General features: G+C 55.5%; 7 protein-coding genes. 6 read left to right on the top strand and 1 reads right to left on the bottom strand.

Annotation, left to right across the window (positions count from 1 at the left end; genetic code table 11):
- Nucleotides 1-363 precede the first annotated feature (363 nt).
- Entirely contained in the window at nt 364-1,653 is a 1,290-nt protein-coding gene (gene cytX / locus ABJ99_RS02645; RefSeq protein WP_054084493.1) for a putative hydroxymethylpyrimidine transporter CytX, read from the top strand.
- On the opposite strand, the gene ABJ99_RS02640 is transcribed toward cytX, so the two are convergent.
- On the bottom strand, nt 1,622-2,368 hold the full coding sequence (locus ABJ99_RS02640) for an RsiV family protein (RefSeq protein ID WP_054084492.1): 747 nt from the start codon (nt 2,366-2,368) through the stop codon (nt 1,622-1,624). The two genes, cytX and ABJ99_RS02640, sit on opposite strands and share 32 nt — an antisense overlap.
- A gap of 208 nt (nt 2,369-2,576) precedes the next feature.
- On the opposite strand from ABJ99_RS02640, the gene ABJ99_RS02630 reads away from it, so the two are divergent.
- The 5 genes from ABJ99_RS02630 (at nt 2,577) to ABJ99_RS02610 (ending at nt 6,729) form a co-directional block, all read left to right on the top strand.
- Nucleotides 2,577-3,194 carry an NUDIX domain-containing protein gene (locus tag ABJ99_RS02630; protein WP_042913554.1) on the top strand — a complete coding sequence of 206 codons (618 nt, stop codon included), beginning with the start codon at nt 2,577-2,579 and terminating at the stop codon, nt 3,192-3,194.
- The gene (locus tag ABJ99_RS02625) at nt 3,185-3,637 is read left to right on the top strand and encodes a DUF1249 domain-containing protein (RefSeq protein ID WP_002551796.1); all 453 of its coding nucleotides are present in this window, start codon (nt 3,185-3,187) and stop codon (nt 3,635-3,637) included. Before ABJ99_RS02630 ends, ABJ99_RS02625 begins: the two co-directional genes overlap by 10 nt.
- 241 nt (nt 3,638-3,878) lie before the next feature.
- Entirely contained in the window at nt 3,879-5,252 is a 1,374-nt protein-coding gene (locus ABJ99_RS02620) for a polymorphic toxin type 24 domain-containing protein (protein ID WP_054084491.1), read from the top strand.
- Nucleotides 5,249-5,695 (top strand): hypothetical protein, encoded by a 447-nt coding sequence (locus ABJ99_RS02615; RefSeq protein ID WP_054084490.1) that lies wholly within the window; start codon nt 5,249-5,251, stop codon nt 5,693-5,695. The genes ABJ99_RS02620 and ABJ99_RS02615 overlap by 4 nt, the downstream gene beginning before the upstream one ends.
- Before the next feature lie 302 nt (nt 5,696-5,997).
- Entirely contained in the window at nt 5,998-6,729 is a 732-nt protein-coding gene (locus ABJ99_RS02610; RefSeq protein WP_080377983.1) for a beta/gamma crystallin domain-containing protein, read from the top strand.
- Nucleotides 6,730-6,746 lie beyond the last annotated feature (17 nt).

The raw sequence follows: 6,746 nt of genomic DNA, 5'->3' as shown, positions 1-6,746 counted from the left end.
AGCAAGCTCACTCCCACAAGGGATTATGCGATAGTTGAAACGTGCTTCTGCCCGCAAGGCGTGGGAGCGGACTTGTCCGCGAAAGCTCTATTCCGAGCGATACATCTTCAGCGGATGTAACGCCCCCTTCGCGAACAAGTTCGCCACGAAAGCCAAGTAATTCGGTATCCATGTGGGAGTGAGCCGGGCGACGCTTCGCTTGCTCACGAATACGATAGTCCAGACGCCCTGTTTTTGGGTGCTGTACTGGCCTATTCGCGAACAAGTTCGCACGCCCTGCGGGCAGAAGCTTGCTCTGTGTCCGATTCTGAGCAGGCAGCGCTGTTGTAATCAGTTCATTAACGTTCCACACGAGACCTACACGTGAACACACCCGGCACCTACTCCCCCGACATCCCTATCCCCGCCAGCCAGCGGGTATTCGGCGGGCGGGATCTGTTCTCCCTGTGGTTTTCCCTCGGCATCGGCCTGATGGTGTTGCAAACCGGAGCCCTGTTGGCGCCGGGGCTGGGCATGTCCGGCGCGATGCTGGCGATTTTTCTGGGCACACTGGTGGGCGTTTTGCTGCTTGCCAGCGTGGCGGTGATCGGCAGCGATACCGGCCTGTCGTCCATGGCCGCGCTCAAGCTCAGCCTCGGCAGCAAAGGCGCGTCGCTGCCTGCGGTATTGAACCTGCTGCAACTGATCGGTTGGGGCTCGTTCGAGATCATTGTGATGCGCGATGCCGCCAGCCTGTTGGGCGCGCGGGCGTTCGCAGATGGAAGCCTGTGGGCCAGTCCGCTGCTCTGGACATTGTTTTTCGGCGCACTCGCAACCTTGCTGGCGGTCAGCGGACCCTTGACCTTCGTGCGCCGCTTCTTGCGCAAATGGGGCGTATGGATTTTGCTGGCAGCCTGCTTATGGCTGACCTGGAACCTGCTCGCCAAGGCCGATCTGACCACGCTGTGGGCAACATCCGGCGACGGTTCGATGCCGTTTGCCTCGGGTTTCGACATTGCCATCGCCATGCCGCTGTCCTGGCTGCCACTGATCGCCGATTACTCGCGCTTCGGTCAGCGGGCAAAGAGTGTCTTCGGCGGCACCGCCGTCGGCTTTTTCATCGGTAACGTCTGGCTGATGAGCCTTGGCGTTGCCTACACCCTGGCTTTCGCGCCGAGCGGCGAGGTCAATGCTTTGCTGTTGGCGCTGGCTGGCGCAGGACTGGGGATTCCGCTGCTGCTGATTCTGCTGGATGAAACCGAAAACGCGTTTGCGGATATTCACTCGGCGGCGGTTTCCAGCGCACTGCTGACCTGCATCAAAGTCGAGCACCTGGCCTTGATCATTGGCGTCATCTGCACTCTGATCGCCTGTTTCGCGCCATTGGCGCAGTATCAGAACTTCCTGCTGCTGATCGGCTCGGTGTTTGCGCCGCTGTTCGGCGTGGTGCTGGTCGACCATTTCATACTGCGTGGGCGCAGTGGTCAGGTCGCGGAGGGGGGCTTGCGCTGGATGAGCCTGCTGGCATGGCTGGGCGGCATCAGCACTTATCACCTGCTGGCCAACTTCTATCCGGAAGTGGGTGCAACACTGCCAGCGCTCATCGTCGCTGGCGTGTTGCAGCTGTTAATCGGCAGGGCGATCAACCGCGGCCGGGGAACAGTTCCGACTTGATGATGCCATTGAGCTGCGGATAAGGAATCTTCAGCTCGATGTGGCCCATCGCGTAAGGCGCGATGGTTTCCACCGGGTACTTGAGAATCACTGCGCCGTACGTCAGGGCGATATGCGGCGTACGCTTGAAAGGCCAGGTTTTGATGAATTCGCTGTCTTCATTCATCTTGGTCGAGACCAGCCAGCTCTGATGAGCCAGTTGCGCCTTTTGCCAGAACTCGCTTTCCTTGCCCGGGATGACCATATCGGCCAGGGTCAGAACTTTCTGTTGCTGACGCGAATAGTTGATGAAGGCACGGCCGGGATTGCCTTGCGCGCCGCCGTTATCCAGATAACTGGACAGCTCGACAACCACGATACCGTCATGCTGTTCGCGTACTTTGGCTTGCAGGTAACTGGCGTTGCGACCCTGCGCCTGGCTCAGGAACTGCTCCTGATAGGCTTTCACGGACGGCGGTGCCGACGCGCTTGTTTCACCAACGGTCAATTGCAGCAGAGTCTTCTGAACGATGGCGTCCAGACGCGGCTCGTCGGGAAAATGCACGGTGTCGATGTTCACCAGCGGGCAGTCAGCGGTGGTGCAGCCCGGCTTGATCAGCTCGGAGGCATCGCGCTGGACTTGCAGCGGTGCGCGCATGTTGGGCGTGAAGAGGCTTTGGCAGGCGCCGAGCAACAGGGCCAGGCAAGCCAGTGAAGTGATCCTCAATAACGACATGTTGATCCTTGGCAGTGTCAAAAAAGGCGGTTGCGTTGTGCGTGTGCAGGCCAGTTGGACTGCCGACAACGACTTCGGTTCGATAGATGGCAGATTAGAATTGTTTTAAGTCCCGGCCGTCTACCCTGCATGTTCAAGGGGGCTGCACCCGACCGTCGATGCGCGTTAGGATGGCCCGACGTTCAAATTGGCGGCAAGTGAGAATTCCATGACCCAGAACACACGAACTGCACCCACAGCTTTTGAAACAATCAGCCGTGAAAACTGCTTCAAGGGCTTCTATAAGCTGGACAAGCTGCATGTGCGCCACGAGCTGTTCGCCGGGGGCATGAGCAAGGAAATCAGTCGCGAACTGTTCGTTCGTCACGATGCCGTCTGCGTACTGCCTTACGACGCCAAGCGTGACGAGGTGGTGCTGATCGAGCAGTTCCGTGTCGGTGCCATGAAAAAAACCGACAACCCGTGGTTGATCGAGCTGGTTGCCGGCCTCATTGACAAGGATGAACAGCCGGAAGAAGTTGCTCATCGGGAGGCAGAAGAGGAAGCTGGGCTTGTGTTCGATGCGCTGTGGCCGATCACCAAATATTTCCCTTCGCCGGGCGGCAGTGATGAGTTCGTTCACCTTTACATGGGGCGTTGCAGCAGTGAAGGTGCAGGTGGTTTGCATGGCCTTGAAGCGGAAGGCGAAGACATCCGCGTGACGGTCTGGTCGTTCGATGATGCAATGGATGCAGTCAAGGACGGGAGAATCAAAAACGCTTCAACGATTATCGCCTTGCAATGGCTGGCGTTGAACCGCGCTGAAATAAGGGGGTTATGGTCGTGAATCTATTGCGCGAGCGCTACCGTGTCGATCTCGCCGGGCTGCAGGCTGCGTGTGAAGCCAACTACGCGCGCCTGATGCGCCTGCTGCCCGACATGCGTAACGAACAGCGCTCGCGCCGCGTCGCCGTGACCCAGGGCGATCAGATGCTGGGCGTACTGGCCGTCGAAGTTCTGCTCGACTGCCCGTACACCACTACCCTGCAAGTCCGCCAGGAACACAGCCTGCCGTGGCTGCCAGTGCCGGTGCTTGAAGTGCAGGTCTATCACGACGCACGCATGGCCGAAGTCATCGGCGCCGAACATGCGCGGCGCTTTCGCGGGATCTATCCCTACCCCAATGCCGACATGCACCAGCCGGATGAAAAAGCCCAGCTCAATCTGTTTCTGGGTGAATGGCTGAGCCACTGCCTGGCGTGCGGGCATGAGTTTGAAGCGGTGCGCTGATTCCCTTTGCAACATGTTGAATACGTTTTGCTAGCGACAGCCGCCGATGCCGGTTGCAGTACCGCAGGGCCGTATCAGCAACCTGTCCGGCAATACCCCGAAACTCTTCAAGGCTCGACGCCGCAGCTTCAATCCTTAGACTCGCCTCCCTGTTTGCAGACCATTCCTCTCGTTGTGCAAGAGCTTCACCGCAAGCTTCAGCATGCAGATGCACATTCGCTGATCCAGGGAAACTACCGCAATGGGTGTTTACGACACCAGAGGCAACTCTTCGCCCACCCCGAGGGTATGTCAGCCCAAAGATCCCGGTAAGCCAAGGCCGGTCCCGCCAGCAGCAGCGTACAGTTGGGAAAATCCACCGCCCAGAACGCTTCACGAACCAGAATCGCAGGTCAACTGCCTGATAGGGATTCGTTTTCTCTGGAGTAACGGCGAGCGCTTGGTCGGCTGCTCGTGGGGCATGACCCAGGCCGATGGCAAAGTCATTCAGGGAAAACTCGATTCAAAAAGCTTTCTTAGCCAGGTCATCGCGGGGCGGGAGCACAAGGTTCAATTGCATCCCGGGTTTGAACCCAAAAAACAGCCGAGTGCGAGTCGCACAGAGCTGAAAAGGGTATTGAACGAGATTCTCAACGTGGAAAGGCTTGAAGCTGATCGGCTAAAGGCGATTCAGGAGCAACGCAGTGATGCGGCCAATGCTTTTTATGCCGGGGCAGCGTTGGGCAAGGGGTTTCTTTACGGCGCATGGGGTCTCGCCAAGTCAGTTGCAGAATTTTCAGACCTGATCAATCCGTTTGATGCGCTCTCCACTGCTGCTGTGTCGGCATGGAACGCAGAAGTGGCGCCGGGTGGCAGTTGGCTCGATTCCTTTCTTGAACAATATTCCGCTGCTCAGCACCGTGAGCTGGCAGAAGCGCTGGGTTTTGATCCCGCTACGATCAGCCGCGAAAAGATGGCGCATGCCTACGAAATCGCGAGTTATGTCTTTCAGGATAATGAAAGCCAGCTTGCGTTGGGGCATTTCGCCAGACAGTACGTCAAGATTCAAAATCATGAATCCATTCTGCAATTTACCGGAGGAATGGTTTTCGAGATCGTGCTCGCCGCGCTACTGGTCTACTTGACCGGTGGAGTGGGGCTCGCCGCGCGCGTCGGTGCTGCCAGCTCGCGTTTATCACCACAGCTCAAGCGGCTTGGTGGAGTGCTGGAAAAGCTGGGGCGTGATCTCAAGATTGCGCGTGTTCACGCAGAAGGCCATGCTGAGGGGGTGGGGAGCGGATCGCAGACCGTTGTGATTGCTCGGGCGAAGGGGGTTGTGCCGGAGCCAGTAGCGGCTCCGCCGAAAAAGAGAAAGTCCCGAAACAAGCCGCCGCCACCGCTGGATGAGGCCGAAGGGCGGTCGCATACCATTGTTGAAAGGCCTGGACGAGAGGGGCAGTACACGACGCATTATGAGGATGGCACAGTTAAGCAATATCGAGGATCAGGCAAAGATCATGGCCCCTACCCACGCCCAAACGTGAAATTTAACAAAATCGACACGAGGCCAGATGGGAGCCTTGTGCCTGGTGGTTTAAAAGTCCGCCTTCCAACATCGGATGAGTTTCCAAGATGAATAAATCTTTGCCCGAATATAGCTATAAAGATTATCTATTGGCTAACAAAGACGGGCTTTCTAGGTTTGACTATTTTTATATGGTCAGAACAAGCCTTGGGTTGCACGATGATTTTGCAATGAGCGTTGTCGCTTTGTTTAATCCGACAATATTTTTATTCGCGGGCGGCTATTTCATCGAGGAGAATTTCACGCAGGATCGTTACGATCAAACGGTAGCGCAAGGTATCGCGCCCTTAGAGATTCCTGGCTGGTTGAATATGATAGAAATTACCAGTTTGCTGGGTGATATAGATTATGACGAAGCCGCCGAGCTTGGCGCGGTCATTCGTGACTGCTGGAATACAAAGCTGAATCGACAGTTTCCTGATTCGGGGTTCGAAGCAAGGCTTATACTTGAGGATGACCTGGATGAGGTGTGGGTGACCCTGTGTAAGCAATAGCTTGGGCTTCAGTTTTCTCTCTACGCTGGCGTGACTTCCCTGGCCGGCAGGACATCGCGCTGGGAGCATTTCTTGTATATAAAATAGTGGCGTGGTCATCGGTATCTTGTCGCTAAATGCTAATGCCTTTGTCCATTTTATCGGATTGGTTAGTATGGCCTCTGGAGGGCTTGTTGAGGGGTCGTCAGTTTTTTATGAGTCGCGTGTCGTTGGTCCGTTGCAGGCTGCAAAGCGGCGGAAGCCGTCTAGTCTTGATAGTGCACAGACTGCTCTGTGCCCATAGAACATAAAGGAATATGATTATGGAACGCGATCACGGTGCCGAATTTTACATGAGTGTGAATTATGAAGGTGACGGACCCTATGCCTACGAGGAATCCGTTGTTCAGTATTATTTGCCCTCGCATTTGAATGATAAGTTTTTGTCCGTAAAAGTGGGGGCGCTTTCCAAAGTTTACGGATGGCATGCTTACAGCGACAGTGGCTCAATTCACCAGTTGTGGGAGACCTCTCAGGCAAATATTTCCAGTATTAGAGGGTTGTCAAAGTTTGTGGTCTCACCGAGTGACTCTACATTGTTCGCTGTTAAAGTTAAAAATGATGTCGGGGATGGTGAAAAGTATTTTGCGTTTGTCAGGACGTTCACCATCCAGAATCCAGTGTACATGGAGTCAGGCATGGATTATGAGGTCGTGGGGTTGATCCCTACAGATGGAAGGCTTTACGTGACGGATATTGTCATCTTTGAACGTGCCGGTAGACAGCGGTGGGCGGAAGGGCAGGAAGAGCGGAAAGGTAGAAGGTCTAATGAGGATGTAGGTATTCCCATCATTCATGCCGCGGTTTATATATCTTATGATCGCGGAACTAAATCGCTGGAATGTACCACTTACGAAGAGACCTTCTCGGAGCATATAGAGCTGGTGAAGGCCGAGGATTATCGTTTTGATCTGCATATCAAGTCCGTTCCGAAAGGAACGTTTGGGCGCGTCATAGACACCGGGAAGCTTACCCGGCGTTTGAATAGGCCGTAAGTTTCGATTTCTTCCAG

The sequence above is a fragment of the Pseudomonas syringae pv. cilantro genome (assembly GCF_001293775.1).
GTDB classification, from domain to species: domain Bacteria; phylum Pseudomonadota; class Gammaproteobacteria; order Pseudomonadales; family Pseudomonadaceae; genus Aquipseudomonas; species Aquipseudomonas syringae_P.
Note: the sequence above shows the minus strand (reverse complement) of the source record. Positions and strands in the feature narration are given on the sequence as shown.